This is a genomic window from Shinella sp. GW835-FHT14H05 (assembly GCF_058793575.1).
The window spans coordinates 156,226-181,308 of record NZ_JBXAFY010000001.1; the positions used below are offsets into that span (position 1 = coordinate 156,226).

The 25,083-nt window shown below is 64.6% G+C and carries 32 protein-coding genes; 16 read left to right on the forward strand and 16 right to left on the reverse strand.

All coding sequences use genetic code 11. The features are described from left to right. Nucleotides 1–17 precede the first annotated feature (17 nt). From AC1Q6Z_RS00725 to AC1Q6Z_RS00755, 7 genes are read left to right on the forward strand one after another with little or no spacing between them, the layout of a single operon-like run. Complete coding sequence (locus tag AC1Q6Z_RS00725) at nt 18–668, forward strand: amino acid ABC transporter permease (protein WP_492646402.1); 651 nt, start codon at nt 18–20, stop codon at nt 666–668. Nucleotides 669–671: 3 nt separating this feature from the next. After that, complete coding sequence (locus AC1Q6Z_RS00730) at nt 672–1,331, forward strand: amino acid ABC transporter permease (RefSeq protein WP_439628991.1); 660 nt, start codon at nt 672–674, stop codon at nt 1,329–1,331. Continuing rightward, the gene (locus tag AC1Q6Z_RS00735) at nt 1,328–2,092 is read left to right on the forward strand and encodes an amino acid ABC transporter ATP-binding protein (protein ID WP_492646403.1); all 765 of its coding nucleotides are present in this window, start codon (nt 1,328–1,330) and stop codon (nt 2,090–2,092) included. Before AC1Q6Z_RS00730 ends, AC1Q6Z_RS00735 begins: the two co-directional genes overlap by 4 nt. 29 nt (nt 2,093–2,121) lie before the next feature. Next, complete coding sequence (locus AC1Q6Z_RS00740) at nt 2,122–3,492, forward strand: aminotransferase family protein (protein ID WP_492646404.1); 1,371 nt, start codon at nt 2,122–2,124, stop codon at nt 3,490–3,492. A gap of 9 nt (nt 3,493–3,501) precedes the next feature. Continuing rightward, a complete protein-coding gene (gene kce / locus AC1Q6Z_RS00745; protein ID WP_492646405.1) occupies nt 3,502–4,431 on the forward strand; it encodes a 3,5-dioxohexanoate:acetyl-CoA acetone transferase in 930 nt (309 codons plus the stop codon). Between the two features lie 8 nt (nt 4,432–4,439). Beyond that, on the forward strand, nt 4,440–4,934 hold the full coding sequence (locus tag AC1Q6Z_RS00750) for a GNAT family N-acetyltransferase (RefSeq protein ID WP_492646406.1): 495 nt from the start codon (nt 4,440–4,442) through the stop codon (nt 4,932–4,934). Further along, nucleotides 4,931–5,959 carry a histone deacetylase family protein gene (locus AC1Q6Z_RS00755; RefSeq protein ID WP_492646407.1) on the forward strand — a complete coding sequence of 343 codons (1,029 nt, stop codon included), beginning with the start codon at nt 4,931–4,933 and terminating at the stop codon, nt 5,957–5,959. Before AC1Q6Z_RS00750 ends, AC1Q6Z_RS00755 begins: the two co-directional genes overlap by 4 nt. Here the strand turns inward: AC1Q6Z_RS00755 and AC1Q6Z_RS00760 are convergent. Continuing rightward, complete coding sequence (locus AC1Q6Z_RS00760) at nt 5,890–6,903, reverse strand: LysR family transcriptional regulator (RefSeq protein ID WP_492646408.1); 1,014 nt, start codon at nt 6,901–6,903, stop codon at nt 5,890–5,892. The genes AC1Q6Z_RS00755 and AC1Q6Z_RS00760 overlap by 70 nt on opposite strands. A 94-nt stretch (nt 6,904–6,997) precedes the next feature. Here AC1Q6Z_RS00760 and AC1Q6Z_RS00765 point away from each other — a divergent pair, with 94 nt between their 5' ends. Continuing rightward, the gene (locus AC1Q6Z_RS00765; protein WP_492646409.1) at nt 6,998–7,429 is read left to right on the forward strand and encodes an acyl-CoA thioesterase; all 432 of its coding nucleotides are present in this window, start codon (nt 6,998–7,000) and stop codon (nt 7,427–7,429) included. On the opposite strand, the gene AC1Q6Z_RS00770 is transcribed toward AC1Q6Z_RS00765, so the two are convergent. From AC1Q6Z_RS00770 to AC1Q6Z_RS00780, 3 genes are all read right to left on the reverse strand, one after another. Beyond that, nucleotides 7,410–7,847, reverse strand: coding sequence for a pseudoazurin (locus AC1Q6Z_RS00770; RefSeq protein ID WP_435266572.1), 438 nt, complete (start codon nt 7,845–7,847; stop codon nt 7,410–7,412). The two genes, AC1Q6Z_RS00765 and AC1Q6Z_RS00770, sit on opposite strands and share 20 nt — an antisense overlap. 145 nt (nt 7,848–7,992) lie before the next feature. After that, nucleotides 7,993–8,628, reverse strand: coding sequence for an NrsF family protein (locus AC1Q6Z_RS00775; RefSeq protein WP_492646410.1), 636 nt, complete (start codon nt 8,626–8,628; stop codon nt 7,993–7,995). A 1-nt stretch (nt 8,629) separates the two neighbouring features. Further along, complete coding sequence (locus AC1Q6Z_RS00780; RefSeq protein WP_492646411.1) at nt 8,630–9,184, reverse strand: sigma-70 family RNA polymerase sigma factor; 555 nt, start codon at nt 9,182–9,184, stop codon at nt 8,630–8,632. A gap of 226 nt (nt 9,185–9,410) precedes the next feature. Here AC1Q6Z_RS00780 and AC1Q6Z_RS00785 point away from each other — a divergent pair, with 226 nt between their 5' ends. From AC1Q6Z_RS00785 to hpaR, 5 genes are all read left to right on the forward strand, one after another. Beyond that, nucleotides 9,411–9,692 carry a BufA1 family periplasmic bufferin-type metallophore gene (locus AC1Q6Z_RS00785; RefSeq protein WP_256119729.1) on the forward strand — a complete coding sequence of 94 codons (282 nt, stop codon included), beginning with the start codon at nt 9,411–9,413 and terminating at the stop codon, nt 9,690–9,692. Between the two features lie 67 nt (nt 9,693–9,759). Next, on the forward strand, nt 9,760–10,614 hold the full coding sequence (bufB, locus tag AC1Q6Z_RS00790) for an MNIO family bufferin maturase (protein WP_492646412.1): 855 nt from the start codon (nt 9,760–9,762) through the stop codon (nt 10,612–10,614). A gap of 3 nt (nt 10,615–10,617) precedes the next feature. Beyond that, nucleotides 10,618–11,403: an HvfC/BufC family peptide modification chaperone gene (locus AC1Q6Z_RS00795; protein WP_492646413.1), complete on the forward strand. Its 786-nt coding sequence runs from the start codon at nt 10,618–10,620 to the stop codon at nt 11,401–11,403. Beyond that, nucleotides 11,381–11,848 carry a DoxX family protein gene (locus tag AC1Q6Z_RS00800; RefSeq protein WP_492646414.1) on the forward strand — a complete coding sequence of 156 codons (468 nt, stop codon included), beginning with the start codon at nt 11,381–11,383 and terminating at the stop codon, nt 11,846–11,848. Before AC1Q6Z_RS00795 ends, AC1Q6Z_RS00800 begins: the two co-directional genes overlap by 23 nt. Before the next feature lie 55 nt (nt 11,849–11,903). After that, on the forward strand, nt 11,904–12,392 hold the full coding sequence (hpaR, locus tag AC1Q6Z_RS00805) for a homoprotocatechuate degradation operon regulator HpaR (protein WP_492646415.1): 489 nt from the start codon (nt 11,904–11,906) through the stop codon (nt 12,390–12,392). A gap of 4 nt (nt 12,393–12,396) precedes the next feature. Here the strand turns inward: hpaR and hpaI are convergent, their stop codons facing one another. From hpaI to AC1Q6Z_RS00850, 9 genes are all read right to left on the reverse strand, one after another. Then, entirely contained in the window at nt 12,397–13,203 is an 807-nt protein-coding gene (hpaI, locus tag AC1Q6Z_RS00810; protein ID WP_492646416.1) for a 4-hydroxy-2-oxoheptanedioate aldolase, read from the reverse strand. Between the two features lie 10 nt (nt 13,204–13,213). Beyond that, nucleotides 13,214–14,017 (reverse strand): 2-oxo-hept-4-ene-1,7-dioate hydratase, encoded by an 804-nt coding sequence (gene hpaH, locus AC1Q6Z_RS00815; RefSeq protein WP_492646417.1) that lies wholly within the window; start codon nt 14,015–14,017, stop codon nt 13,214–13,216. Nucleotides 14,018–14,019: 2 nt separating this feature from the next. Beyond that, nucleotides 14,020–14,892, reverse strand: coding sequence for a fumarylacetoacetate hydrolase family protein (locus AC1Q6Z_RS00820; RefSeq protein WP_492646418.1), 873 nt, complete (start codon nt 14,890–14,892; stop codon nt 14,020–14,022). 9 nt (nt 14,893–14,901) lie between these two features. Further along, nucleotides 14,902–16,302 carry a pyridoxal phosphate-dependent decarboxylase family protein gene (locus AC1Q6Z_RS00825; protein ID WP_492646419.1) on the reverse strand — a complete coding sequence of 467 codons (1,401 nt, stop codon included), beginning with the start codon at nt 16,300–16,302 and terminating at the stop codon, nt 14,902–14,904. Nucleotides 16,303–16,363: 61 nt separating this feature from the next. Next, a complete protein-coding gene (gene hpaD / locus AC1Q6Z_RS00830; protein WP_492646420.1) occupies nt 16,364–17,344 on the reverse strand; it encodes a 3,4-dihydroxyphenylacetate 2,3-dioxygenase in 981 nt (326 codons plus the stop codon). A gap of 34 nt (nt 17,345–17,378) precedes the next feature. After that, the gene (gene hpaE / locus AC1Q6Z_RS00835; protein ID WP_492646421.1) at nt 17,379–18,896 is read right to left on the reverse strand and encodes a 5-carboxymethyl-2-hydroxymuconate semialdehyde dehydrogenase; all 1,518 of its coding nucleotides are present in this window, start codon (nt 18,894–18,896) and stop codon (nt 17,379–17,381) included. Nucleotides 18,897–18,907: 11 nt separating this feature from the next. After that, entirely contained in the window at nt 18,908–19,294 is a 387-nt protein-coding gene (locus tag AC1Q6Z_RS00840; protein WP_492646422.1) for a 5-carboxymethyl-2-hydroxymuconate Delta-isomerase, read from the reverse strand. 64 nt (nt 19,295–19,358) lie between these two features. Beyond that, a complete protein-coding gene (locus AC1Q6Z_RS00845) occupies nt 19,359–19,871 on the reverse strand; it encodes a flavin reductase (protein WP_492647223.1) in 513 nt (170 codons plus the stop codon). A gap of 10 nt (nt 19,872–19,881) precedes the next feature. Then, nucleotides 19,882–21,441: a 4-hydroxyphenylacetate 3-hydroxylase N-terminal domain-containing protein gene (locus AC1Q6Z_RS00850; protein WP_492646423.1), complete on the reverse strand. Its 1,560-nt coding sequence runs from the start codon at nt 21,439–21,441 to the stop codon at nt 19,882–19,884. Between the two features lie 94 nt (nt 21,442–21,535). Here AC1Q6Z_RS00850 and AC1Q6Z_RS00855 point away from each other — a divergent pair, with 94 nt between their 5' ends. Further along, entirely contained in the window at nt 21,536–22,417 is an 882-nt protein-coding gene (locus tag AC1Q6Z_RS00855) for a helix-turn-helix domain-containing protein (RefSeq protein ID WP_492647224.1), read from the forward strand. On the opposite strand, the gene AC1Q6Z_RS00860 is transcribed toward AC1Q6Z_RS00855, so the two are convergent. Together AC1Q6Z_RS00860 and AC1Q6Z_RS00865 are read right to left on the reverse strand one after the other, a co-directional pair. Continuing rightward, nucleotides 22,418–22,708 carry a DUF2218 domain-containing protein gene (locus AC1Q6Z_RS00860; RefSeq protein WP_492646424.1) on the reverse strand — a complete coding sequence of 97 codons (291 nt, stop codon included), beginning with the start codon at nt 22,706–22,708 and terminating at the stop codon, nt 22,418–22,420. Continuing rightward, complete coding sequence (locus AC1Q6Z_RS00865; RefSeq protein ID WP_439617644.1) at nt 22,708–23,250, reverse strand: PadR family transcriptional regulator; 543 nt, start codon at nt 23,248–23,250, stop codon at nt 22,708–22,710. Before AC1Q6Z_RS00865 ends, AC1Q6Z_RS00860 begins: the two co-directional genes overlap by 1 nt. 129 nt (nt 23,251–23,379) lie before the next feature. Here AC1Q6Z_RS00865 and tsaA point away from each other — a divergent pair, with 129 nt between their 5' ends. Next, nucleotides 23,380–23,901: a tRNA (N6-threonylcarbamoyladenosine(37)-N6)-methyltransferase TrmO gene (gene tsaA, locus AC1Q6Z_RS00870; protein WP_492646425.1), complete on the forward strand. Its 522-nt coding sequence runs from the start codon at nt 23,380–23,382 to the stop codon at nt 23,899–23,901. On the opposite strand, the gene AC1Q6Z_RS00875 is transcribed toward tsaA, so the two are convergent. Further along, entirely contained in the window at nt 23,898–24,107 is a 210-nt protein-coding gene (locus AC1Q6Z_RS00875) for a TOBE domain-containing protein (protein ID WP_256119745.1), read from the reverse strand. The two genes, tsaA and AC1Q6Z_RS00875, sit on opposite strands and share 4 nt — an antisense overlap. Before the next feature lie 141 nt (nt 24,108–24,248). On the opposite strand from AC1Q6Z_RS00875, the gene AC1Q6Z_RS00880 reads away from it, so the two are divergent. Then, nucleotides 24,249–25,082 carry an amidohydrolase family protein gene (locus tag AC1Q6Z_RS00880; protein ID WP_492646426.1) on the forward strand — a complete coding sequence of 278 codons (834 nt, stop codon included), beginning with the start codon at nt 24,249–24,251 and terminating at the stop codon, nt 25,080–25,082. Nucleotide 25,083 lies beyond the last annotated feature (1 nt).

Genomic DNA, 25,083 nt, shown 5'->3' on the forward strand with positions numbered 1-25,083 from the left:
GATTGCCGAGGGTCCGTATGGATATCGCTCTTGTCGGCCGCATCATTCCTGTCTTCGTCCAGGCGGCCTGGACGACCGTCGAACTCTCCCTGATCTCGCTTGCCATCGGGCTTGCCGTCGCGGCGCTGATCGCCGGGCTTCGCCTGTCGCATGTGGCGATCCTGCGGTTTCTCGGCACGGCCTATGTCAGCGTCTTTCGCGGCACGCCGGCGCTCATCCAGATCTTCCTGCTTTATTTCGGCGGGCCGCAGATCGGCATCCAGCTTGAGCCTTTTGCCGCGGGCGCCATCGCGCTGGGGCTGAACATCGCCGCCTATATGGCGGAATCGATCCGCGGCGGCGTGCTCTCGGTCGATCGCGGGCAGATGGAGGCGGCGCGCTCGCTCGGTTTTGCCGAGGGGCAATCCATGCGCTGGATCGTGCTGCCGCAGGCCGCCAAGCTGATGATCCGCCCGCTCGGCGTCAATGCCGTGGCGCTGGTCAAGGGCACGGCGCTTGTTGCCACCATCTCCGTCGTCGAACTGACCTATACGGCGCAGCGCTTCATCGGCTCCACCTACAAACCCTTCGAGATTTTTGCTGTGACGGCGGTGCTCTACATGATCATGGTCTACGGCCTGACTGTTATCATCGACCGTCTCGACCGCGCCTATGCCGGGGAGGCCTGAGCCATGCAGGGACTGGATTTCAGCATCGTTCCGGAATACTGGCCGCTGATCGGCAAGGGCCTGTGGTGGACCGTCGTTATCTCTACGGCGTCTGCCGTGCTCAGCGTGCTGGCCGGCATCGGCTTTGCCTTGCTCGTGCTCTATGCCTCGCCCGTGGTGCGCTATCCGCTGCGCCTCTTCATGTGGCTCTTCATGGGCACGCCGCTGCTGTTGCAGCTCTTCCTCATCTATTTCGGCCTGGTGCAGATCGGAATCGACATTCCGGCCATCTGGTCGGGTATCATCGGCCTCAGCCTGCATTTCGCCGTCTACAATGCCGATATCTTTCGTGCCGGCATTGCCTCGCTCGACAAGGGGCAGACGGAGGCGGCGCGCTCGCTTGGTTTCGGCGCCTGGCGCACGCGGTTCTACATCGTCGTGCCGCAGGCGGTGCGCAACACGGTGCCGGCCATCGGCAACATGATGATCGCGCTCCTGAAGGAGTCCTCGATCGTCTCGATGATCGGCATTGCCGAACTGGTGCACAGTGCGCAGCTCGTCATCAGCGAGACCTACCGGCCCTTCGAATTCTACCTGACGGCCGCCGCCCTTTACTACATTCTCAATCTCGTCCTCGAAGCCGTCCTGCGCGGGATCGAACGCAAAGTGGAGCTTTCGCGATGAACGACGTCCGTCCGATGATCGAGGTGCGCGGGGCCAGAAAGTTTTTCGGGCCGCTGGAAGTGCTGAAGGGCATCGATTTCAGCGTGGCGCGCGGCCAGATCGTTGCCGTCATCGGGCCTAGCGGCTCCGGCAAGAGCACGCTGCTGCGCTCGATCAATCATCTCGAAACGCTGGATGGCGGCGAAGTCTGGCTCGATGGTGTGCAGGTCAACCAGAAGCTCGACCGCCGCGCCTTCGAACGCCATATCAACCGCGTGCGCCAGCAGATGGGCATGGTGTTCCAGCATTTTAACCTGTTCCCGCACCTGAGCGTGCTGGAAAACATCACCATCGCCCCCATCAAGCTGAAGGGCATGGCGAAGGTGGAGGCGCGCACGCTCGCCCTCAAGATGCTCGACAAGGTGGGCCTCGCCGACAAGATCGATGCCTTCCCGGCCCGGCTTTCCGGCGGCCAGAAGCAGCGCGTGGCGATCGCCCGGGCACTCGCCATGCAGCCGAAGGTCATGCTGTTCGACGAGGCGACCTCGGCGCTCGATCCGGAGCTGGTGGACGAGGTGAACCTCGTCATGAAGCAGCTTGCGGCCGAACACATGACTATGGTGATCGTCACCCACGAGATGCGCTTTGCCGCCGAAGTCGCCGACCGCGTCATCTTCATGGCGGATGGCGCCGTGGTGGAGGAGGGCAAGCCCGAAGACCTCTTCCGCAACCCGACGCAGGAGCGCACCCGCGGCTTCCTCAAGAAATTCCTCAACGGCTAGACGCCGCATTGCAATCCATTGGACCGATCATGAGCCAGCAACCGACATCGACGGGCGAACGCCCGGCATCACACCTCTTCTACCAGTCGCGCATGCGCCGGCCGCTCGCCGACCGCGCGGAGGGCATCTACATCTGGGACGAACACGGAAGGAAGGTCATCGACGGGTCGAGCGGGGCGATGGTCGTCAATATCGGCCATTCCAACCGCAACGTGCTCGATGCCATGAAGCGGCAGATGGACAAGGCGACCTTCGCCTATCGCCTGCATTTCGAAAACCAGCCCGCGGAAGACCTTGCGCGGCGGCTATCCGGCTACATGCCGGAAGGGCTCGACCGGGTGTTCTTCGTCTCCGGCGGCTCGGAGGCGGTGGAATCCTGCCTGAAGCTCGCCCGGCAATGGGCACTCGCCACCGACCAGCCCGAACGCTGGAAGGTCATCTCGCGCTTCCCCTCCTATCACGGCTCGACGCTGGGCGCGCTCGCCGTCACCGGCTATGACGCGCTGAAAAAACCGTTCCTGCCGATGCTGCGCGACATGCCGCACATCAAGGCGCCGACCGCCTATCTCGACCGCGACAACTTTTCGCTGGAAGAGCGCGGGTTGCGCTATGCGGACCTTCTTGAGGAGAAGATCCTGGAGGAGGGGCCGGGGAGCGTGCTCGCCTTCATCATGGAGCCGATCGGTGGCGCCTCCACCGGCGCGCTGGTCGCTCCCGACAGCTACTATCCGCGCATCCGCGAGATCTGCGACAAATACGGCATCCTGCTGATCCATGACGAGGTGATGAGCGGGGCGGGCCGCACCGGGCGTTATCTCGGCGGCGACCATTGGAACTGCCGGCCGGATATCATCGCGCTTTCCAAGGGGCTCGGTGCCGGCTATTGCCCGCTTGGCGCGATGATCGCCCATTCGCGGCTGGTCAAGCCCGTGCTCGACCGTGGCGGCTTCGCCCATGGCTACACCTATGCCGGCAATCCGCTCGCCTGCGCGGCGGGGCTTGCCGTGCTCGACGAGATCGAGCGGCAGGACCTGCTCGGCAATGCCACGCGCATCGGCGCTCTTCTGCGGTCCGAACTGGAGGGCCTTGCGGAACGCTATCCCTTCATCGGCGACGTGCGCGGCAAGGGCCTGCTGCTCGCCGCAGAATTCGTCTCGGACCGGGAGACCATGGTGCCGCTGCCGAAGGCGCTGGAGGCGCACCAGCGTGTCGTCGACATCGCCTATGAGCGCGGTCTGATCATCTATTCGCGCCGCACGCGCGGTGGCGTGGAGGGCGATCATTTCCTCGTCTGCCCGCCGATGATCACCACGGAAGAGCAGGTCGGCGAGATCGTGACGATCCTTGACGCGACGCTCGCCCAGCTTGCCGGCGAACTTTCGCTGCCGATCCGCAAATAAGGTGCCGCCATGAAGTCTAACAAGGTCATCATCACCTGCGCGGTCACCGGTTCCGTGCACACGCCCTCCATGTCGCCGCACCTGCCCTACAAGCCGGAGGACATCGCCGCCCAGTCGATCGAGGCGGCGGAGGCGGGTGCCTCGATCCTGCACCTGCATGCACGCAATCCGGAAGACGGTCGCCCGACAGCCGATCCGAAAATCTTCATGCGCTTCCTGCCGATCATCAAGCAGGCGAGCAATGCGGTGATCAACATCACCACCGGTGGCTCCTCCGTCATGACGCTGGAGGACCGGCTGGCGGCGGCGGTCGCGGCGGAACCGGAAATGTGCTCGCTCAACATGGGCTCGATGAATTTCGGCCTGTTCCCAATGCTCGACCGGCCGCGCGAGTGGCAGCATGCCTGGGAGCCGGAACTGCTGGAGGCGACGCGCGGCACGATCTTCCGCAACACCTTTGCCGATATCGAGGCGATCCTGCGCCGGCTGGGCGAGGGCTGCGGCACGCGCTTCGAGTTCGAATGCTACGATGTCGGGCATCTCTACACGCTCGCGCATTTCCGCGACCGCGGGCTCATTCCCGGCACGCCCTTCATGCAGTTCGTCTTCGGCGTGCTCGGCGGCATCGGCGCCGATCCGGAAAACCTGATGCATATGAAGCGCATCGCCGACAAGCTTTTTGGCGACGACTACCGCTTCTCCGTGCTCGCCGCCGGCCGCAAGCAGATGCCGATGATCACCATGGCGGCCACGATGGGCGGGAGCGTGCGCGTCGGGCTGGAGGATAGTCTGTTCGATGGTCGCGAGCTTGCCACCTCGAACGCCGACCAGGTGCGCCGCATCCGCGCAATCCTCGAAGGTCTTTCGCTGGAGGTGGCGACGCCGGACGAGGCGCGCACTATGCTCGGCCTCAAGGGCGGCGATCGCGTCGCATTCTGAGAGGGATCATGCAGGACGATATCCGGATAAGGCTGGCGGTGGCGGACGACGCCGAGACGATCCATGCCGGGCTGAAGGCGCTGGCGACGAGCATGGATGCGGAAGAGAAATTCGTCGCGACGGTGGAGGATGTCCGCCGCTACGGTTTTGGCGAAGCACCGGCCTTCGAGGTGCTGATCGCCGAGGCGGATGGCACCTTCGCCGGCCTCTGCCTGACCTTCCCGATCTTCTCCACCTGGATGGGCACGCCGGGCATCTATGTGCAGGACCTCATCGTCGAGGCCGCCTTTCGCGGCCGGCGCATCGGGGAACGGCTGCTGCATACGGCGGCAAAGCGCGGCCGGGCGCAGGGTGCGCGCTATCTCCGGCTCTCCGTCGACGTGGAAAATTTTCGCGCGCAGGCCTTCTATGAGCGGCTCGGTATCCACCACGCCCGCGACGAGCAGATCCACATGATCAAGGGCGCGGATTTCGATGCATTTGCAGAGCAGGAAGAGCCATGAAGACGTTTTTTGCGGACGAACAGAAGCGCCACGACCCGAGCTTCTTCCTGTCGAGCGGCGCGCCGCAGCCGAACCCGGAACAGCCGGAGCGCGTCGAGCGCCTGCTTGCCGGCGTACGCGCGGCGGGCATGGAAATCGTGCGGCCGAAGGATCACGGGCTTGGCCCGGTCTCCGCCGTGCACACGCCGGAATATATCGATTTCCTCGGCCGCATCCACGAGCGCTGGCAGCGCATCGAGGGGGCATCGAAGGAGGTGATCCCGAACATCCATCCGATCGCGCGCACCGGCAGCTACCCGGCGTCCGCCGTCGGCCAGGCGGGTTATCACATGGCGGATACGTCCTGCCCGATCTCCGAACACACGTTCGAGAGCGCCTGCTGGAGCGCCTCGACGGCCGTTTCCGCGGCCGAAGCTGTGATGGCCGGCGACGCCTGGTCCTATGCGCTTTGCCGTCCGCCGGGCCATCATGCTTTCCGCGATGTCGCCGGCGGCTTCTGCTTCTTCAACAATTCCGGCATCGCCGCCGAGCATCTCCTAAAGGATGCGAAACGCGTCGCCATCCTCGACGTGGACCTGCACCACGGCAACGGCACGCAGGGCATGTTCTACGAGCGCCGCGACGTGCTGACCGTCTCGATCCATGCCGATCCCGTGCGCTTCTACCCGTTCTTCTGGGGCCATGCGGACGAGCGCGGCGAGGGGTTCGGCCTCGGCTACAATCTCAACCTGCCGCTGGCGCGCAAATCCGGCGACGACATCTTCCTCTATGCCCTTGCCGTCGCCATCCGCCGGATCGAGGCCTTTTCGCCGGATGCGCTGGTCGTGGCGCTCGGCCTCGATGCCTTCGAGAACGACCCGTTCGGCGGCCTTTCGGTTTCGACACCCGGTTTCGCCCGCATCGCCGAGGCCATCGGCGCGCTGCGCCTGCCGACGGTCATCGTGCAGGAAGGCGGTTACCTGTGCGACGAACTCGGCGACAACCTGACATCCTTCCTCACCGGCTTCGGGGCGCTGTCGGGATAGGTCCGTTGGTCGAAGGGGATGGTGGCGATTGCCTGGCGCAGTTCGGCCAGCAGGATGTTTTCCGCGCGGCTGCGGCGGGCCGCGCCGTCATAGACGAGATGCACGTCGATGACCGGCGCATTCTCGTAGGGCGGCAGGCGCCAGAGGCGGCCGGCACGCAGGTCTTCCTCCACGACATGGATCGGCAGCGGCCCGAAGCCGAAGCCGGCGATGATCAGCCGCTTCACCTCTTCCAGATGCGAGGAGGTGCCGACGGTCTGGCCTTCGAAACCTTCCTGCTGGCGCAGCAGCGCCACCGGCCAGAGCGCGCCGGACATCTGGTCCGTCTTGAAAGAGACGTAGGGCTCGTTGCGCAGCGCCGAGAGCGGCAGCTCGGGTATGCCGAACAGCGCATGCCGCGCGCCGCAGAAATAGCCAAAACTCTCGCGGTAGAGCACCTCGTATTCCAGCTTCGGATGCCGCTCCTGCATCAGGCAGAAGCCGAAGCAGGCGTCGCGATTGAGCACGGCCGCCACCACGTCCTGGCTGGAGGCGACGGAGAGCGAGATCGTGACTTGCGGAAACGCGCGGTGGAAGCTCGCCAGGACTTCGTCGAGGAACGGGCAGACGACGTGGCTCGCCAGCGTCATCTCGATATGACCGGTCAGGTCGCCGGGCTGTTCCTCCATGTGCTGCGGCAGGCCGGAGACGATATCGAAGAGGGCCATGCATTCGCTGAACAGCCGCTGGCCGGCGGGGGTCACGGCGAAATGCGAGGCGTTCCGCTCGACGAGCCGGCAACCCATATGCGTCTCCAGCCGCTTCAGCGCATTGCTGACGGTCGGCTGCTTGAGCGACAGTTTCTCACCCGCCGCCGTCAGGCCGCGCTCCTGCACGATCACCATGAAGGTGCGCAGCAGGTTCCAGTCGATTTCCCAGACGAAACGCCGTCTCTGCCGGGCCATGTGCATCATTCCCTGAATTTATGCTTCTGGCAGCGACTATTGCATGATGCAATCGTCCGTCAAAGGTCTCTCACCCGCACGAAGGAGGTTTGCCGTGCCGCTTTTCACCTATCAGGGCGTCGTCTATCCCGCGCAATGCGACGCGATGGGCCATATGAACGTGCAGTTCTACATCGCGGCCTTCGACCAGTCGCTCTGGCACCTGATGGCCGCTAGCGGTTATTCGGCGGCGTGGATTGCGGAGCGCAGGGAGGGGTGGGCCGATCGCCGCTACGAGATCGATTTTCGCCAGGAATTGCCGGTCGGCAGCCTGTTCGAAATCCACAGCGCCGTGGTGAAGGTGGGACGCACCTCGCTCACCACCAGGCACTGGCTGACGAACAAGGCGGACGGCGTGCTGTGCGCGGAACTGCTCGCCGTCTCCGTCTATTTCGATCTCGCAGGTCGAAAATCCCTGCCGCTTCCGGCCGTGATCGTGACGGCGGCCGGCGGTCTGGTGGAGGCGGTTACAGCCCCAGCGCCGTGAGGGCGGCGTCCATGCGCTCGCGCGCCTTCTTGGGCAGCTTGCCGGTCTTGACCGCGTCGAGATTGGCCGGCGCGTCGCCGACCACAACCACGCCGACCATGCCCATGCCGGCATGCGGCGTGCACTTGACGCCATAGGCGCCCGGCTTGTCGAAGGTCACCTTGTAGGTCTCGTTCATCTTGCTCTTGAAGGCCGCCGCGCCCTCGGGGATCATGTCCTTGATCGTCTCGACATTGTGCCCCTTGTCCGTCGGGATGAAGGTGACGGTGTCACCCGGCGCGACCTTCACGAAGGCTGGCTCGAACACCATGGCCCCTTCGGCCCCCTTGTTCAGCATATGCACTTCGAAATCTGCCGCCGCCGCCGGAAGGGCGAGCGCCATGAGGATTGCTGCAGCACCGACGATGCTGGTTGCCATGATACGCACTGGAAGTCTCCTTGCTGCCGAACGTCTCTCGTTCATGGCCAAGGAGGTAGCCCCGCCGCGTCGCGCCTTCTTTGACGTTGATCAAACAAGACCGCGATGGCGCGTGGCGTGCTGTCGCAGGCCTCCGCGCTTCGGCTTACCAGCGCAGCCAGCGGCGACCAAGCAATGCGCCGGCGCCGGTCACGACGCCGATGGCGATCGTGTACCAGGCGGCGAGGAAAAGGGGGCTGTCGTCCGGGCAGTGCCAGGCATAGATGGCGGCGGCGATCGCGCCGGCCGCAAGCCCGGCGGCCGCACCGGCCGCCGTCGGGTTTTCCGGGGCGCCCTGCTTCAGTGCCCAGAACAGGCCGGCAAGCGGCGCCAGCGACAGGACCGGGATGAAGAATAGGCAGAACAGCGCATTGCCGCCGACCATGTTGGCCTTCCACGTCGCCTGCGGCAGCACCGCGAGTTCGGCCGCGACCGCCGCACCGACCAGCAGCGCCGGCAGGCCGAGCAGCAAGGCCGGCAGGCGCAGTGCCTCTCCCGGCCGGCCGATGCGCATGGCGAGCCGGGCGGCGAGCACGGCAAGCGCGATCGTCACGACGATCTTGAACAGCACGCGCGCTGTCTCGAAGACGCTCGCCATGTTGTGCCGCAGGCCGACGGTGATGACGAGCAGCACGCCGGAGACGGCAACGCCCGCGACGAGCGCGATGGCGAGCGCGCGGCCGTAGCGCAGGCCGACGGGCGCGTCTTGCGTCATCAGGGCAATCAGGTCGTCGGTCTTCATGTCAGTCGCTCCGATAGAGGGCGGCGAGCGATTTCAGCGCCCGGTGGAGGGCGACGCGCACCGCGCCCTCCGTCATCTTCAGCCGTGCCGCGGTTTCCCGGATGCCCGCCCCCTCGATCGAGATCGAGCGGACGATATCGCGTTGCGGATCCCTGAGCTGCGCCAGCATCGTCTCCGTATCCAGCCGGTCGGCGGCCTCGTGCGTCTCGTCGCCCGCCTCCAGGAAATCGGAGACGTCGTCGATCGGCACGCTGACCTGCCGGCCGCGGCGGCGCAGGCTGTCGACCAGCTTGTTGCGCACGATCGTCGTCAGCCAAGGGCCGAGCGGCCGGGCCGGATCCCAGGTACCGCGTTTCAGGTGGATGGCGAGCAGCACTTCCTGCACGACATCCTCCGCCTCGCTCGCCGGCGCACCGTACTGGTCACAGCGCCGGCGCGCCATGCGGCGCAAATGCGGCGTCACCGCCACGAGGAAACGGTTATAGGCCTGCACATCGCCCTTGATGGCGAGACGCAGCCAATCCGCCCATTCCTCTTCGCGCGCCGAATGTTTCACCGTTTCCTTCCCCTACGCCAGGGCACACGATTTTGTTACCGCGTGGTCCCGAAAGAAATCCGTAATGCGCCAAGAGCCTGATGCGCCGAGCCTTTTTCTTACGCCGCTGGTCATTCGGCAAGGGGCGCGCGGAAAAAACGACGCCCCAGGCTGTAACGAAGCCGGACCTGTCTCCGTAGCCCCCAATGCAACAGCCAATCGCGGCTGGCCACAAATGGAGACAGACATGAAGACCACGATCGTTACCCTCGCCCTTGCCGGCTCGCTTGCTTCGGCGCTCGCAACCATCGCCATGCCGGCCGCCGCCGAGGATGGCAAGGAAAAATGCTACGGCATCGCAATGAAGGGCCAGAACGACTGCGCGGCAGGCCCGGGCACGACCTGCGCCGGCACCTCGAAGATCGATTACCAACAGAACGCCTGGAAGCTGGTTCCGACCGGCACCTGCGTCTCGATGAAGACGCCGAACGGCCACGGCATGCTGGAACAGGGCATGGCACCGGCCTGAGGCCTTCGTTCTTCCCTATCAGGCGGCGCCTTTCCGGCGCCGCCGCTTCCCTTCGAAGAGGCCCGTCATGATCCCCTCCCGCCTTCCGCGCCGTGCCGGCGTCGGCTTCAAGCCCGAGCATTTCGCCGATATTCTTTCCGCACCGCAGCCCATCGGCTTCTTCGAGGTCCATGCGGAAAACTATATGGGTGCGGGCGGGCCGCCGCATGCGCAGCTTGGCAAGCTGCGTGAGGATCATGCGCTGTCGATCCACGGCGTCGGCCTGTCGATCGGCTCCATGCAGCCGCTCGACCGCGAACATCTCGCCCGGCTGAAAGTGCTATGCGACCGCTACCAGCCGGAAAGCTTTTCCGAGCATCTTGCCTGGTCGACGCATGACAGCGTCTTCCTCAACGATCTTTTGCCGATGCCCTATACCGAGGAGACGCTTGTCCGCGTGGTCGAGCATGTCGATCAGGTGCAGGACGCCTTGAAGCGTCAGATGCTGCTCGAAAACCCCGCCACCTATCTGCTCTTCGAGGAAAGCACGATCGAGGAGACAGCCTTCCTCGCCGAAATCGCGAGGCGGACCGGCTGCGGCCTGCTGCTCGACGTCAACAATGTCTTCGTCGCCGCGACGAACCACAATCTCGACGCCGGCGATTACATCGCCCGTTTCCCGCTTGAGGCCGTGCGCGAAATTCACCTGAGCGGCCATTCCGAGACGGTGGACGATCTTGGTGCGGCCCTGCTGATCGACAGCCATGATACGCCCGTCAAGGATCCGGTCTGGGCGCTCTACGAGACGGTCATCGGCCGCATCGGGCCGGTCGCCAGCCTCGTCGAATGGGACAATGACGTGCCCGCCTGGCCCGTGCTGCGCGACGAGGCGATGGCCGCCCAACGCATCCTCGATACGGCCGCCCGCCAAAGGGCGGCGTGAACCATGTCCGCCGCCACCCAGACCGCCTTCGCCGCCGGCTTGTTCGCGGCCACGCCGCCGCCCGCCGGGTTGACCGCGTGGAATTCGCCCGCGCCCGAACGCCGCTACGGTGTCTATCGCAACAATGTCTCGGCGAGCCTCACCAGCGCGCTGTCCTCGCGCTTCCCGGTGGCCGAGCGCATCGTCGGGACAGAATTCTTCCGGGCGATGGCGCAGGCATTCGTCCTTCTCCACCCACCGCGTTCACCGCTGCTTCTCGTCTATGGCGATGATTTTCCGGATTTCGTCGCGGCCTTCGAGCCGGCGCGTGACATCGCCTATTTGCCCGATGTGATGCGCCTGGAAGTCGCCCGCGGATGCGCCTACCACGCCGCAGATGCGGAGCCGCTCGATCCGCAGGCGCTGGCGGCGGTCGATCCGGCCCGGCTCGGCGATCTCGTCTTCACGCCGCATCCGGCGCTGTCGATCTTCTCCTCGCCGCACCCGGCCGTGACGATCTGGGCGATGAATGCCGGCGAGCGTCCGCTGACGTCTCTCGACCACTGGAAAGGCGAGGACGCTTTGGTGGTGCGCCCGCAGATGATCGTCGAGGTGACCCCGCTGCCGCCGGGCGGCGCGATGTTTTACCGGCTGCTCGCCGTCGGCGAAACGCTTGGGCTGGCGGCCGAGGCCGCGATGGCGGCGGAAGAACGCTTCGACCTTTCGACAAACCTCGCGGTGCTGCTCCGCTCCGGAGCCTTCACCGCCATCAGAGAGGAAAACCCCGATGAACACCGACACCATGCCTGATGCCGCCCTGCCGGTGCCGCGCAGACTTTATGACCAGGCTTTGCAGGCGCTGACCCGCATTCCGAACGATCTCATCGCCCTTGTTGCGCGCCTGTCGATCGCTGCCGTCTTCTGGCAGTCCGGCCAGACGAAGATGCAGGGTTTCATGGTGTCCGACAGTGCGCTCTATCTGTTCGAAAATGAATACAAGCTGCCGCTCGTCGATCCCTGGCTGGCGGCGCACCTTGCCGCCTTTGCCGAACATCTCTTCCCGGTCCTGCTTGTCATCGGCCTTGCCAGCCGCCTCTCCGCGCTGGCGCTGCTGGCGATGACGCTGGTCATTCAGATCTTTGTCTATCCCGGCGCCTGGCCGACGCATGGCACCTGGGCCGCCTGCCTGCTGTTCATCGCGGCCCGCGGCCCCGGCCTGCTGTCCCTCGATGCCTGGCTCGCGCGCTCGCGGTGAGGCCGATCGGTTCGCGCGCATTGCACGGACCGGAAAAATCGAAGATAGAGGCAGGATGACGAAAGTTGCTTCTCTCGACGACACGAAGGATCTGCCGCCCCGCGACCGCCGGCGGTCGCTGGCGATCGGCCTGCTCCGGGCGCGCGAGGCGGTGATGAGCCATTTCCGGCCGATCCTTGCCGATCACGACGTGACCGAGCAGCAATGGCGGGTTTTGCGCGCGCTTTCGGAAGCGGGCCTGCTCGATGCGACGGAAGTGGCGGAAAAGGCCTTCATTCTCGCGCCGAGCCTTACCCGCATGCTGCGTTCGCTGGAGGAGCGTGGTTTCATCACCCGGCACAAGGACAAGGGCGACGGCCGCCGCGTCCTGCTCAAGCTTGCGCCGGCCGGCCAGGCGATCATCGACGAGGTGATGCCGGACAGCCGCCGCGTCTATGCGGATATCGACGCCCGCTTCGGCGCCGGCCGCACCGAACAGCTTCTCGACATGCTGGAAGAACTCGCCGCCCTCAAGCTCGACGGCAAGGCGGGCGGCGAGGAATAGAGGGTCAATAGACCTTGGCGTTCTGCGGGGCTTTCGCGGGATCCGCGGCCTTGAAATCGGCGAGCAGCTTCGTCGTGGCATTGGCGAGCAGCGTCACGTCATTGCCGATCGCGACGAAGGTCGCGCCGAGCTCGAGGTAGCGTTTCGCAAGCCCGAGATCGCCGGTGAGGATGCCCGCCGCCTTGCCATGCGACTGGATTTTTTTGAGCGCCGTCTCCACTTCGGCCTGCACTTCCGGCGCGCCCGGCCTGCCCAGAAAACCCATGTCGGCAGCAAGGTCCGCCGGGCCGATGAAGACGCCGTCGACGCCCTCCGTGCCGGCAATGTCGTCGAGCGCTTCGAGCCCCGCGCGGCTTTCGACCTGCAGCAGCAGGCAGACCTCGTCATTGGCCGTCTGCAGATAGTCCGTCGTGCGGTTGAAGGCGGAGGCGCGGGCGAGCGACGCGCCGACACCGCGCACGCCATGCGGCGGATAGCGCACGGCCTTCACCATGGTCTGTGCCATCGCCTCGCTGTCGACCATGGGGATGAGCAGCGTCTGTGCGCCGATATCGAGCAACTGCTTGACGATCCAGGTTTCGCCGATCGGCGGGCGGATGACGGCGTGGCTCGCCGAGCCCTTCATCGCCTGGAGCTGCGAGACGAGCAAGGGCACGTCGTTCGGCGCATGCTCGGCGTCGAGAAGCAGCCAGTCGTAACCCGCCTCGGCGCAAATCTCGACGGTGTAGGGATTGGCGAGCGCCTGCCAGAGGCCGATCTGCGCACGGCCTTCCTTCAGCGCCTGCTTGAAACGGTTTTTCGGAGCGGCCATGGCAAAATCCTTATGCGAAGAACAGGCTGACGGTGCCGTAGGGGCCGAAATCCGCGACGATCGTATCGCCGTGGCGCGCCTCGATCGGCCGGATGAACGAGCCGGCGAGCACGATCTGCCCCGCCTCGATGCCATCGCCGTATTGGGCGAGCCGGTTGGCAAGCCAGGCCACGCCGCGGGCGGGCTGGTTGAGCACGCCGGCGCCAAGGCCGGTTTCCTCGACCTCCGCATTGCGGCTGACGATGGCGCCCATCCAGCGCATGTCGATCTGATCGGGCCGAACAGCGCGCCCGCCCGTGACGATGCCGGCATTGGCCGCATTGTCGGAGATTGTGTCGAAGATGGTGCGCGCCTTCTTCGTCTCCGGATCGACGCGCTGGATGCGCGTGTCGAGGATTTCGAGGGCGGGCGTCACGTAGTCCGTGGCGTTCAGCACGTCGAAGACGGTCACGCCGGGGCCTTTCAGCGGCGCCTTCATCACGAAGGCGATTTCCGCCTCGACGCGCGGCTGGATGAAGCGGCCCGCCGGCACCGTCGCGCCGTCCTCGAACACCATGTCGTCGAAGAGCACGCCGGAATCGGGAATGTCGATGTTCAGCGCATATTGCATGGCCTTGGAGGTGAGGCCGATCTTCCAGCCGATCACCCTGCGGCCATCGGCGATCTTCTTCTTCACCCAGGCGCCCTGGATCGCATAGGCGTCGTCCATGTCGATGGCGGGGTATTTTAGCGAAAGCAGGCCCGTCTGGATGCGGCTGCGCTCAGCTTCGTCGAGGCTTTCCGCCGCTAGGCGTATTTCGTCCGGCGTCATCATGGTCAAACCTCGTCGGCGATGGTGTTGCGCAGCGTGCCGATACCCTCGGCCTCGACCTCGACCACGTCGCCCGGCTTCAGCCAGATCGGTGGATCGAAGCGCGCACCAGCCCCGGTCGGCGTGCCGGTGACGATGATGTCACCCGGCACGAGCGTGGTGAAGGTGGAGATGTAGTTGATGATCTTGCGGAAGGAAAAGACCATGCGGCTGGTGCGGTCGCTCTGGCGCAGCTCACCGTTGACGCGGGTTTCCAGCTTGATACCGGCAAGCTGGCTTTCGTCCGTGTAGGGCACCAGCCACGGGCCGATCGCGCCGGTGCTGTCAAAGTTCTTGCCCTGCGTGACGTTGAACTTGGCGTGCCGCACCCAGTCGCGGATCGTGCCCTCGTTGCAGAGCGACAACGCCGCGATATGGCCGAGTGCGTCAACCTCCGCAATGCGCCGCCCGCTTTTGCCAATGACGATGACGATCTCGCCCTCGTAGTCGAGCTGCAGGCTTTCCGGCGGGCGGATGAGCGGCCGGTCGTGGCCGGTGAAGGAGCGCGGGAAGCGGATGAAGAGCGAAGGATTGGCGGGGGCGGCCTGGCCGTCCTTGTACTCCTCGTTGCGATCGGGAAAGTTCACGCCGACGCAGATGATCTTTTCCGGCGCCGGGATCGGGATTTCGTAGGTAATCTCAGCGAGGGCGTAATCGGCGGGCAGCGCCGAGGCTTCTTCCGCCAGTACGGCGAATGACCCCCCCTCGATCACTTCGCGCAGGCTCTGCCAGCGTCCGCCATAGCGGGCCGAAAGGTCCACGATGCCGTCATCCTTGACGAGACCATATTTCAAGGCACCCTGATGGGAAAAGCCGGCGAGGCGGGGCCGTTCGGTCACGATGGTCTCCTATGTCAATCTGCGGGCGATTTCGGTGATCACCGTGAAGGCGGTGTCGGCGTCGTCGCGGGTCATTTCGAACTGGCCGGCCTGGAAGCGGATGGCGATGTGGCCGTCGACGCGCGTCTGCGTCAGGTAGATGCGGCCATCGTCGTTGATGGCGTTGACCAGCGCGATATTGTGCTCATCGCCGCCGCCCTTGTGGCGGAAGGAGAAGAGCGAGAGCACGGGTTCGCTGACGATCTCGAAATCCGGCTCGGCGACAAGCCGTTCGGCGAGTTCCACCGACCATTTTACGTGGTTGCGGATCATCGTGCGCAGGCCTTCGAGCCCGTGATAGCGCATCAGGAACCACAGTTTCAGCGCCCGGAAACGGCGGCCGAGCGGCACGGACCATTCGGAATAGTTGATGATGCCGTCATGGCCATGCGTCTTCAGATATTCCGGCTGGATCGCGAGCGTGCGCACCTGATCTTCCGGGCTGCGGATGAACTGCACCGAGCAGTCAAAATTGGCGCCGAGCCATTTGTGCGGGTTGAAGACGATGGAATCCGCCGCCTCGACGCCGTCCCAGAGTGTGCGGAATTCGGGGCAGATCATGGCGGAGCCGGCCCATGCCGCGTCCACATGCAGATAGAGCCCATGCGCCTTGACGACCTGGGCAACTGCGCGGATCGGGTCGCAGGCGCCGATCGAGGTGCCGCCGGTGCAGGCGATTACGCCGGCCGGGATATGGCCCGCCGCAAGGTCCGCCTTGATCGCGGCGTCGAGCGCCTCCGGGTCCATGCCGTTCAGCGGCCCCTTGGTGGGGATGCGCACGAGGTTCGCCTCGCCGATGCCGGAAATCCAGATCGCGCGGTCGATGGAGGTGTGCACCTGTTTCGAGGCATAGACGCGCACCGCCTTGTGCACTGACAACCCCTCGCTGTTGCCCTTCCAGGCAAGCGCCTTTTCGCGCATGACAAGCACGGCGGCAAGCGTCGCGGTCGAGGCGGAATCCTGGATGACGCCGGCAAATCCATCCGGCAGGCCGAGCGCCTGGCGCAGCCAGTCGACCACGCGGGTTTCGAGCTCGGTTGCAGCGGGCGAGGTCTGCCAGAGCATGCACTGGGCAGCGACGGAGGTGACGAGGTAATCCGCGATTACCGAGACCGGCGCGGCATTGGCCGGGAAATAGGCGAAGAAGCGCGGATGCTGCCAGTGCGTCAGGCCGTCGGGAATGATGCGCTCGAAATCCGCAAAAATCGCCTCCATCGTCTCGCCCGCTTCGGGTGCTGCGGCATCGATCTGGCGGGCAATATCGCCCGGCTTCGTCTGCGCCCGCACCGGCCGCTCCCGCAGGCCTGCGCGGTAATCGGCGCCCCAATCGGCAACCGTTCGCGACCACTGACGGAATTCTTCGCTGTCCATGTCTCACTCCCTTGTCGGCATTGGTTCTTCTCGGCGCTCGGCCGTCGATTTGCAATGCCCGTCAGGGCGCGATGATCGGTTGCGCCTTGAGGAGCGAATCCGTCACCTCGGTGCCGGCAAACAGGCTGCCATGCTCGAACCAGGATTTTGGCGCCGGCGACCCCCACAGCGTCTGGCGCTGCGGGTCTTTCAGGTCCCATTTTATGGGCTCGAGGTCGGGGTCGACCGTCTGGTAATCCGAGCAGTAGATTTCGATGCGGTGGCCGTCCGGGTCGAGGATATAGAGGAAGAAGGCATTGGATATGCCGTGCCGGCCGGGGCCGCGCTCTATGTTGGAAACCCAGCCGGTCGTTGCCATCAGGTCGAGCAGGTCGATGATGTTGAGCGGTGTCGGCACCCAGAAGGCGGTGTGGTGCAGGCGCGGGCCGCGGCCGTTGGTGAAGGCGATGTCGTGCACGCCGCCCTTGCGGTGCGTCCAGGCTGCCCAGAGCCGGCCGGACTCTTCGTCCTCGGTATATTCCGTCACGCGAAAACCGATCTCGTTGTAGAAGGCGACGCTGGCGTCGACATCCGGCGAGAAGCAGTTGAAATGATCGATACGAAGCGGCTTGACGCCGCGATAGAGCGCGTATTTCTGGTGGATCGGCGGTAGACGGTCCATTTTCGTGTAGAATTCCAGCGGGATGCCCTGCGGATCGCGCGTGCGAAAGGTGCGGCCCTGGTAGGGGCGCTCCACCCATTCCACCGGCAGGCCCTTGCCCTTGAAGAAATGCACGGCCTTTTCGAGATCCTCCTCGTCAAACACCTTGAAACCGAGGTCGCGGGCCTCCGGCTTGTCCGATTTTTTCAGCACGATGCAATGGTGGCCGCGCTCTTCCATCGCACGTAGATAGATCGTGTCCGCCGTCTCGTCCGTCACCTGCAGGCCGAGCGTATCGACATAGAAGGCGCGGGATTTTGCGAGGTCCGTCACGCCGAATTCGACATGGGAGAGCCGCACGATGTTGAACGGCGGGTAGAGGTTCGGCTGGGGTACGGGCATGGGGTCCTCCTCAAGCGCAGTCTTATCGGGCGGATCAGCCGCCGAGTTTCGGGATTGTGTGGGCCCTGGTGGCAAAGGCGATGTTCTTCGTTTCCATGTAGAAATCGAAGGACCAGTCGCCGCCATCGCGGCCGATGCCGGAAGTCTTGACTCCGCCGAAGGGCGTCGGCAGGTGGCGCACATTCTCCGAATTCACCCAGATCATGCCGGCCTCCAGATGATCGGTGAAGCGGAAGGCGCGGGTAATATCCGCGGTCCAGAGATAGCCGGTGAGGCCGTACTGGACGTCGTTGGCGAGTGCCAGCGCCTCCGCCTCGTCCTTGAAGGGAATGGCGGTCAGCACCGGGCCGAAGATTTCCTCCTGGGCGATGCGCATGCCGTTGTTCGCCTTGGTGAACAGCGTCGGAGAGACGTAACATCCGCCACCCGGCCCCTCGAATTTTTCGCCGCCGGAAGCGACCGTCGCGCCTTCCTCCCGGCCGATCGCGATGTAGTCCAGCACCTTCTTCTCGTGCACCGGATGGATCAGCGGTCCGACGACGGTTTCCGGATCGAGCGGATGGCCGACCTTGATGCGTTTTGCCTTTTCCGCGACGAGCGTGGTGAAGCGGTCATAGATGCTCTCTTCCACCAGCAGGCGCGAGGAGGAGGTGCAGCGCTCGCCGTTCAGCGAATAGATCATGAAGACGGCGGCGTCGGCGGCGCGCTCCAGGTCCGCATCGGCGAAGACGATGACCGGGTTTTTGCCGCCGAGTTCGAAATGCACGCGCTTCAGCGTGTCGGCGCCCTGTTTCATGATCATCGAGCCGGTGCGGCTTTCGCCGACGAAGCCGATCGCCTTGATCAGCGAATGTTCGGTCAGCGCCTTTCCGGCATCCTCGCCAAAACCGTTGACGAGGTTCCAGACACCCTTTGGCAGGCCTGCATCCTCGGCGATTTCGACCAGCAGCCGCGCCGTCAGCGGCGAGAATTCGGCCGGCTTGTGCACGATGGTGCAGCCGGCGGCGAGCGCCGGGGCGATCTTCCAGGTGGAGAGCATGAAGGGCGTGTTCCACGGCGTGATGATGCCGACCGGGCCGATCGGCACGCGGGTCGTCATGTTGACCTGGCCCTCGGTGCGCAGCGTCTTGCCGTCGCGCGCTTCCGGCGCGCGATCGGCGAAGAAGCGGAAGTTTTCCGCTCCGCGCAAAGCCGCCTTGGCCATGAAGCGCAGCGACTGTCCGGTATCCATGCATTCGACGAAGGCGATTTCCTCCGCCCGTGCCACGATGGCGTCGGCGATCTTGTGCAGCAGCTTTTTGCGCGTGTCGCCGGGCATCGCCGCCCAGTCGGCGAAGGCGGCCTTCGCGGCTTTTGCCGCGCGGTCGATATCGGCGACCCCGCCCTTCGCGACGGTCGCGAGCGGCTTCAGGTCGACGGGCGAAATGGTCTCGAAGGTCGCGCCGTCCTCGGCCGGCACGTCCTCACCGTCAATGCGGTTCAAAACGCCGTTTTCCTTGAAGCGGGCGAGATAGGCTTCCGCCTTCGCGCTGTTTTCCTGAAGTTTCGACATGGGATTTCCTGTTATTTGCCGCGCAGGCGCGGATGGATGGCGTTCTTCTTCCAGCTCAACTCCGCGTCGATCTCGCGGATTTCCAGCGAAAGGGCGAAGTGCGGCGTCTCGAAGAGGGGGGCGAGCAGCCGGCTTGCCGCGGCGAACAGCGCCTCGCCGGTGTGTTGCTTCTCCTCTGCGCTACGGCCCTTGCCGATGCGGAAATTGAGGTCGATGAAGGCGTTTTCGGCCAAGCGGTCAGCGATCGCGTAGTGATCGGCCCGCAGCGCCCTGACGCGGACGGCGCCGACTTCGAAGAGGCCGGTTGCGAGCACCGTCTCCAGCAGCGCCGCGCAGAGCGCATCGAGATCGGTGCGGCCTTCCAGATTGGCCGAATATTCGACGGTCAGGTGCGGCATGGTTCCTCCCGGCGCGCAGCTTTTTATTTAACGTGTTAAATATAAGGCCGCTTGTCAAGAGGCATCAGCCGCCGAAGCTGCCGGCCTGGGTCGGGACGTGCACATAGTTGCGGTCGAAATAGATCAGCGCATGCCCGTCGCGCCGGCAGCGGATGTCCACGACCTCGCCGATGAAGATGTTGTGCGTGCCCACCAGCCGCGCCTCCGTCAACCGGCAGTCGAAGGAGACGATCGCGTCGGCGAGCGCCTGGTTGCCGGAGGGCAGGTCCGTCCAGGCGGCATCGGCATAACGCGCCTCCATGTCGGCTTGCTGGCCAGCGAAGGAGGCGGCGAGCGCCTTGTGCTCCTGCGTCAGCACATTGACGCAGAAGCGGCGGTTCTCGATGAAGAGGCCGGTCTGCGCCGAGCGGCTGTTCATGCAGACGAGCAGCGTCGGGGGTTCGTCCGTTACCGAGCACATGGCGGTGGCGGTAAAACCGCCGCGGCCGGCGGCTCCCTTTGTGGTGATGACGTTGACGGGCGCGCAGACCCGCGCCATCGCGTTGCGGAATTCGGTCTTCGAGACATTGAGGTCCATCGCGCGGCCCTCATTCGGCAGCGTTGCGCAGGGCATCGTCGTCCCTTGGCGGCAGCCAGGTGTTGCCCGTCCAACCGGTCTCGTCATAGTCGGCCATGCACTGGTCGACGAGGGCTTCCATTTCCTTGAGACGTCCACCACGCTCCGCGCCCTTCAGCACCTGGAGGCGCACTTCCTCCGGCGCGCCGGCATAGTTCAGCTCGTAGAGCGCATGGCGGCCGCCGAACTCCGTGCCGGTCGCATCCCACAACAGCTTCATGATCTTGATGCGCTCGATATGGCCCATATTGTCGGACCCGCGGACATATTGCGCGAGGTAGCGGTCGATCTCCGGATTGGCGAAATCCTTGGCGGAGGAAGGCAGGTAGATGAGGCCCGAGGCGACCGTGCGGCGCACGATGTCGATGACCTTCGGATAGGCCTCCGACATGAAGGTGCGGTAGCAGAGCGCGGCTTCGAGGTTCGGCAGCACGGCACCATTCGCCCAGGCGATCGGGTTATAGGCCATGGCGTTGGAGAAGGACCAGAACTGGTGGCGGATGGCGATCACCTCGCCGAGCATCGCCTGATTGCCGCGGAAGGCATCGCCGCCGGTGGCGCGCAAGGCTTTCGCCAGCAGGCCGGCCAGAAAATCCATCTTCACCGCCAGCCGCGTGCAGCCCTGGAAACAATAGCCGTGCATGAAGCCGGAGGCGGGGTGGAAGGAGAGGATCTTTGCCGCGTCGCGCAGCACCAGCACGTCCTCCCAGGGCACGAACACATTGTCGAGCACGAGGATCGCGTCGTTCTCGTCGAAGCGCGAGGAAAGCGGGTAGTCGAAGGGATGGGCCGCAGTCGCCGCCGTCTGCTCATAGGAGGTGCGGCAGAACATTTTTACCCCCGGCGCATTCATCGGCACGATGAACATGACCGACAGCGACGGGTCCTCGGTGACGGTCGCCGAGCTCTGGGCGAGGAAATTGTAATGCGTCAGCGCCGAGGAGGTGGCGACGACCTTGGCGCCCGAGACGTAGATGCCGGCATCCGTCTCCTTGGTGATGTGCACGAAGACGTCCTTCACCGCATCGGCCGGCTTGTGGCGGTCGATCGGCGGGTTGACGATGGCGTGGTTCATGAAGAGCACGCTTTCCTGCGCGCGTTTGTGCCAGGCGAGCGCATTGTCCTTGAAGGGGCCGTACCAGTCGGCATTGGCGCCGAGCGTGTTCATCAGCGCCGCCTTGTAATCGGCGGTGCGGCCCATCCAGCCGTAGGACATGCGCGCCCAGTCGGCGATGGCACCCTGCTGGGCGACCAGATCGGCGGCGGAATGGGCGACGCGGAAATATTTGTGCGTGTAGCCGCCTGAGCCCGTATCGGTCGGCGATGTCAGCCGTTCCTTACGCTTCGGGTCGTGCAGCGCATCGTACATGCGGGCCAGCGAGCGGGCCGAATTGCGCATCGCGGGGTGGGTCGTCACGTCGGTGATGCGCTCGCCGTTGATATAGACCTCGCGCCCGTCGCGCAGGCTCGCGAGATATTCGGCGCCGGTGAACGGCCGTGTCTTGTCGCTGCGATGGTCTTCGGCGCGCATGGTGATCCTCCCAAAAAATGCTGACAAAGGCTAAGTCCGCCGGGCGGCGGGCGCCATGGACAAACCGGGCAATTCGCTGGTACTTTTTCCGGCCATGAGCGCACGCAACGATGTCCCCGCCTTCTTCGTCTACGGTGAGCCGAGCCGCGCGCTCGACGTCGGCTTCCTGCATGTCGAAACGGTTATGGAGCGCAAAAGCCTGCATTTCGGCCGCGTCGCGCCGCACAAGCACCCGCTGATGGGGCAGATCACCTATTGGTTCAAGGGCGAGGGTTGCTACCGGATCGAGGATCGCACTTGGAATTTTTCGGCGCCGGCGATCAGCTTCGTGCCGAGCAATGTCGTGCATGGTTTCGATGTCGGCGAACAGTCGGACGCGATCGTCGTGTCGATCTCGGATGATCTGTTGAGGGCGATGGCGCCGCAGGTGGACCTGGTGCTCGATGCGCCGGTGCTGCTCGAAGGCGAAGCGGATGCGGCGGGCTGGGTGCGGATCGGCACGCTGCTCGACATGGTGATGGAGGATTATCGCGGCGGTGCTGCCGCCAGCGAGCGGGTGCTGGCGGGGCTGATCGGCGTGGTCCTGTCGCTGATGGCCCGGCTCGGCGGCAATGTCGGCTTCGAGGGCGCATCGCCCGCGGTGGCGCTGGGGCTGGACCTACGGCGCGCGATCGACCGGCACTATCGCGAGGACTGGCCGGTCGGTCATTATGTCGAGCGTCTGGCGACGACGCCGCACCTGCTGGACAAGGCGGCGCGCACGGTGTTCGGCCAGACGGTGAAGGACATGGTGCTGGAGCGCCGCCTGCTGGAGGCCAAGCGCCTGCTGCGCTTCACCATCCGCCCCGTGGAGGATATCGGCCGGGAGACCGGCTTCGAGGATCCCGCCTATTTTTCGCGGTTCTTCCGCAAGCGCACCGGTGTTTCGCCGACGGAGTGGCGCCGGCAGAACTCGGAAGCTGCCGGCGCGGGTTGATCAGGCATCCTGCCAGTCGACCTGCAATTCCTCGCGGAAGGCGAAGCGCACGAGATGGCGGACCACCACGTCTTTCAACTGCTCCATGTCTTCGCCATTTGGCGCCGTTAGCGAAAGGTGCAGCGTGTTGTCCTCCGCCTTCAGCCGGCAGTCGCCGACCGAAAAGGAAATCTCGCCGGCCTGCGCGTCGAAGGTGACGGGGCGTTTGTGGGCGAAATGTTTGCAGAGCTGTTGCAGGTAGCGGCTCGCCTGTTCGGTGACGATTGCGGCTTCGCTCTTGAGGGTGCTCATCAGCTTTTCTCCACGGTCTTGGCAGCAAGGTCGAGTGCTGCGGCGATGGCTTCCGACGCCTCTTCGCTCATTTCACCGCGCCGGAGGCGCAGCCGCATGGCGAGTTTGAGGTTTTCCATGGCGCGCACGACCGGCGCGGGCACGCCTTCGCGTCCGCCGGGACCCCTATGGCCGGCGCGAGCCATGAGCTCGTCGATGGCGGCGCGGTTGGCGGCGAGGAAAGCCTCGCCTTCCGGCGTGATGCGGTAGCGCTTGCGCCCGCCTTCCGCCGGCTCGATCACGGTGTAGCCCATGTCGTCCAGCCATGCGAGCGTCGGGTAGATGACGCCCGGGCTCGGGCTGTAGCTGCCGCCGAAGCGATCTTCGACGGTCTTGATCAGCTCATAACCATGGCTCGGCGCGTCCGCGATGATGGCGAGAAGCAGCAGGCGCAGCTCGCCGTAGTCGAACAGGCGTCCGCCGTGGCGGCCACCGCGGCCGCGATGGAAGGGACCCGAACGATCGTCCGGCGGTGAAAAGTGGCGGTGTGGGCCGCATCCCATTCTGTGTCTCATGCTGCCGATATAAATCTCGATATATCGAAAATCAAGATATATCGAGATTTATATCTTTAAAAACATTTGCCCGGCCGCTATCGTCGTATTCTGAAAGATACAGCGTGGGAGATTTGCATGGTGCGGCTGAACGAAATCCGCGAAAACGAGGTTGCGATCACGCCGCCGGAACCGACGGATGCCACGCTCGTCTTCATCGGCCGGATTTCGACGCCCTGGACCTCGCGCCTAGAAACGCCGCGGCAGGGGCGTCCCGACGGGCCGGTCTGCGAGATCGAGATTTTCGAGCCCTGGGTGGAGGCGCTCGCCGGCGTCGACCGCTTCGAGCGGCTGGAGGTGCTCTATTGGCTGCACGAGTCGCGTCGCGATCTCGTTCTGCAAAGCCCCGCCTCGAACGGCGAGGTGCACGGCACCTTCTCGTTACGCTCGCCGGTGCGGCCCAATCCGATCGGCACCTCGATCGTCGTGCTGGAAAGGATCGAGGGCAACCGGCTCTTCGTGCGCGGGCTCGATTGCCTGGACGGCACGCCGCTGCTCGATCTCAAGCCGGACCGCAGCCTCTTCAAGCCGATCGCGCCGCCCCAGAAGGGCGATTTCGAAACCGGCGCGGTGCAGATGTGCAAGAAGATCGACGATTAATCGTCGATCGCCACCATCACATCCGATGCCTTGATCACTGCATAGGCCTCGTGGCCGGCGGCAAGGCCGAGTTCGTTCACCGCGTCGTTGGTGATCGACGCGGTGATGACCTGCCCGCCGATATCGATGCGGACATGCGCCGTCGTGGCGCCGAGAACGACTTCGACGATCTTGCCCTTGAGGCGATTGCGTGCGCTGATCTTCATCATTTTCTCCTGTTGTTCGAAAGAGAACCTAGAGGGAAGATGTCGAATTGGAAGGCGCTGTCGTCCAATGATCCGGCTGTAATTCGTATTTGAATGGATCATTCTTCTGTGGCAGTGTCCAAACGTCTGGAGGAGGCCCGCATGATTATCGACACGCACCTGCATCTCATCTATCGCGACCGGCTCTCCTATCCCTGGCTCTCCGGCGTGCCGGCGCTCGATGCGGATTTCACCCACGATGCCTATGCGCGCGAAGCCCGCCGGCTCGGCATCGTCGCGGCGCTGCATATGGAAGTCGACGTGGCGGAGGCGGATATTGCCCGCGAGACGGCGATGATCGAGGCGCTGGCCGGTGAGGAGGGTAGCGTGCTTGCCGGGGCCATCGCCGCCTGCCGGCCGGAATTGCCGGAGTTTCCCGCCTATCTCGAAAATGTGCGCACCAACCCCTTTGTGCGCGGTTTTCGCCGTGTGCTGCATGTCGTGCCGGACGATCTGTCCGAAGGTGCGCTCTTTCGGGAAAACATCAAGCGGCTCGCAAGCACCGGGCTCAATTTCGATCTCTGCGTGCTGCCGCATCAGATTAGCAAGGCGATCGCACTTGCCGATCTCGCGCCGGATGTCTCTTTTGTGCTCGACCATTGCGGCGTGCCGGATATCAAGGGCGGCGGCTTCGATGTGTGGAAGGGGCCGGTCGCGGAGATCGCGCGCCGGCCGAATGTGACGGTAAAGCTCTCCGGCATTTCGGCCTATGGCGCGGAAAACTGGACGCTGGAGGACCTGAAACCCTACTTCGCCCATGTGGCGGAAAGTTTTGGCTTCGACCGCATGGTCTGGGGCAGCGACTGGCCGGTCTGCACGCTCGGTGGCGGGCTTTCCACCTGGATCGGCGCGACGCAGGCCCTGCTCTCCGGCGTTAGCCTGGAAGACAAGGCCCGCGTGTTTGCAGAAAACGCCAAACGGCTCTGGAAGGTCTGAA

Bases quoted from the DNA above. Each gene is read 5' to 3' on its own strand.
- AC1Q6Z_RS00725 (WP_492646402.1), top strand. From the start codon at position 18: ATGGATATCGCTCTTGTCGGCCGCATCATTCCTGTCTTCGTCCAGGCG.
- AC1Q6Z_RS00730 (WP_439628991.1), top strand. From the start codon at position 672: ATGCAGGGACTGGATTTCAGCATCGTTCCGGAATACTGGCCGCTGATC.
- AC1Q6Z_RS00735 (WP_492646403.1), top strand. From the start codon at position 1,328: ATGAACGACGTCCGTCCGATGATCGAGGTGCGCGGGGCCAGAAAGTTT.
- AC1Q6Z_RS00740 (WP_492646404.1), top strand. From the start codon at position 2,122: ATGAGCCAGCAACCGACATCGACGGGCGAACGCCCGGCATCACACCTC.
- kce (WP_492646405.1), top strand. From the start codon at position 3,502: ATGAAGTCTAACAAGGTCATCATCACCTGCGCGGTCACCGGTTCCGTG.
- AC1Q6Z_RS00750 (WP_492646406.1), top strand. From the start codon at position 4,440: ATGCAGGACGATATCCGGATAAGGCTGGCGGTGGCGGACGACGCCGAG.
- AC1Q6Z_RS00755 (WP_492646407.1), top strand. From the start codon at position 4,931: ATGAAGACGTTTTTTGCGGACGAACAGAAGCGCCACGACCCGAGCTTC.
- AC1Q6Z_RS00760 (WP_492646408.1), bottom strand. From the start codon at position 6,903: ATGGCCCGGCAGAGACGGCGTTTCGTCTGGGAAATCGACTGGAACCTG.
- AC1Q6Z_RS00770 (WP_435266572.1), bottom strand. From the start codon at position 7,847: ATGGCAACCAGCATCGTCGGTGCTGCAGCAATCCTCATGGCGCTCGCC.
- AC1Q6Z_RS00775 (WP_492646410.1), bottom strand. From the start codon at position 8,628: ATGAAGACCGACGACCTGATTGCCCTGATGACGCAAGACGCGCCCGTC.
- AC1Q6Z_RS00785 (WP_256119729.1), top strand. From the start codon at position 9,411: ATGAAGACCACGATCGTTACCCTCGCCCTTGCCGGCTCGCTTGCTTCG.
- bufB (WP_492646412.1), top strand. From the start codon at position 9,760: ATGATCCCCTCCCGCCTTCCGCGCCGTGCCGGCGTCGGCTTCAAGCCC.
- AC1Q6Z_RS00795 (WP_492646413.1), top strand. From the start codon at position 10,618: ATGTCCGCCGCCACCCAGACCGCCTTCGCCGCCGGCTTGTTCGCGGCC.
- AC1Q6Z_RS00800 (WP_492646414.1), top strand. From the start codon at position 11,381: ATGAACACCGACACCATGCCTGATGCCGCCCTGCCGGTGCCGCGCAGA.
- hpaR (WP_492646415.1), top strand. From the start codon at position 11,904: ATGACGAAAGTTGCTTCTCTCGACGACACGAAGGATCTGCCGCCCCGC.
- hpaI (WP_492646416.1), bottom strand. From the start codon at position 13,203: ATGGCCGCTCCGAAAAACCGTTTCAAGCAGGCGCTGAAGGAAGGCCGT.
- hpaH (WP_492646417.1), bottom strand. From the start codon at position 14,017: ATGATGACGCCGGACGAAATACGCCTAGCGGCGGAAAGCCTCGACGAA.
- AC1Q6Z_RS00825 (WP_492646419.1), bottom strand. From the start codon at position 16,302: ATGGACAGCGAAGAATTCCGTCAGTGGTCGCGAACGGTTGCCGATTGG.
- hpaD (WP_492646420.1), bottom strand. From the start codon at position 17,344: ATGCCCGTACCCCAGCCGAACCTCTACCCGCCGTTCAACATCGTGCGG.
- hpaE (WP_492646421.1), bottom strand. From the start codon at position 18,896: ATGTCGAAACTTCAGGAAAACAGCGCGAAGGCGGAAGCCTATCTCGCC.
- AC1Q6Z_RS00840 (WP_492646422.1), bottom strand. From the start codon at position 19,294: ATGCCGCACCTGACCGTCGAATATTCGGCCAATCTGGAAGGCCGCACC.
- AC1Q6Z_RS00845 (WP_492647223.1), bottom strand. From the start codon at position 19,871: ATGGACCTCAATGTCTCGAAGACCGAATTCCGCAACGCGATGGCGCGG.
- AC1Q6Z_RS00850 (WP_492646423.1), bottom strand. From the start codon at position 21,441: ATGCGCGCCGAAGACCATCGCAGCGACAAGACACGGCCGTTCACCGGC.
- AC1Q6Z_RS00855 (WP_492647224.1), top strand. From the start codon at position 21,536: ATGAGCGCACGCAACGATGTCCCCGCCTTCTTCGTCTACGGTGAGCCG.
- AC1Q6Z_RS00860 (WP_492646424.1), bottom strand. From the start codon at position 22,708: ATGAGCACCCTCAAGAGCGAAGCCGCAATCGTCACCGAACAGGCGAGC.
- AC1Q6Z_RS00865 (WP_439617644.1), bottom strand. From the start codon at position 23,250: ATGGGATGCGGCCCACACCGCCACTTTTCACCGCCGGACGATCGTTCG.
- tsaA (WP_492646425.1), top strand. From the start codon at position 23,380: ATGGTGCGGCTGAACGAAATCCGCGAAAACGAGGTTGCGATCACGCCG.
- AC1Q6Z_RS00875 (WP_256119745.1), bottom strand. From the start codon at position 24,107: ATGAAGATCAGCGCACGCAATCGCCTCAAGGGCAAGATCGTCGAAGTC.
- AC1Q6Z_RS00880 (WP_492646426.1), top strand. From the start codon at position 24,249: ATGATTATCGACACGCACCTGCATCTCATCTATCGCGACCGGCTCTCC.